Raw genomic sequence first — 598 nt, forward strand, 5'->3', positions numbered from 1 at the left:
CATGGGGTTAAATCTACCGATCATACAGCGAAAAAAAGTGTGCGTCGTGCTGTTTTTCTTGGAGCACAAAGTATCGTTATGGCTTTTGGAAATAATCGCAATGTCAATCGCTATAAATTGGTGGAAGAGCATTTCGACTATCAACGTTACTATGGTTTGTCTGCGAAAACACTGATTGGCATGAAAAAAACCCGTTTCAAATTTCCAAATAGCTCTCAAGCAGCGCAAGATTTTGGAACGATTGTTATCCCCACCTACAGTGGTGAACCTGATAATTAATCATAGGGAGGAAACAAGACATGGCAGATCAATTACCCCCTCCATTACAGGGCAGAAATCTACATACCCAACAGGTAAGTTTTTTGCGGTTAAATATCTCGCATAAAGATAAGCATCTTACGGAGAAAATTGGGATATTACCCCGTGGCGCTTTGATCACTTCGATGAAGGCTTTTGTCAAGACGGCATTTTCTGAGGCAAAATTAAAGATAGGCAGCACCTATGGAGGCAATGAGTTCAGTGAAAAAGACATCAAAGCCCAAGGCACGCAAGATTTTACGCCAACAGATCAAAAGTCTTTTGTTGCAGATGATAAGGA

At 41.0% G+C, this 598-nt stretch carries 2 protein-coding genes; both read left to right on the forward strand.

Annotation, left to right across the window (positions count from 1 at the left end; genetic code table 11):
• A partial coding sequence (locus tag ACFIQC_RS10165) for a DUF4043 family protein (protein ID WP_375707161.1) occupies positions 1-279 on the forward strand: 279 nt, incomplete at its 5' end.
• A 20-nt stretch (positions 280-299) separates the two neighbouring features.
• On the forward strand, positions 300-598 hold a 299-nt coding region (locus ACFIQC_RS10170; protein WP_375707162.1), incomplete at its 3' end, for a hypothetical protein.

Source organism: Bartonella sp. AA126HLJHH (assembly GCF_042197425.1).
In the GTDB taxonomy this organism is placed as follows: domain Bacteria; phylum Pseudomonadota; class Alphaproteobacteria; order Rhizobiales; family Rhizobiaceae; genus Bartonella.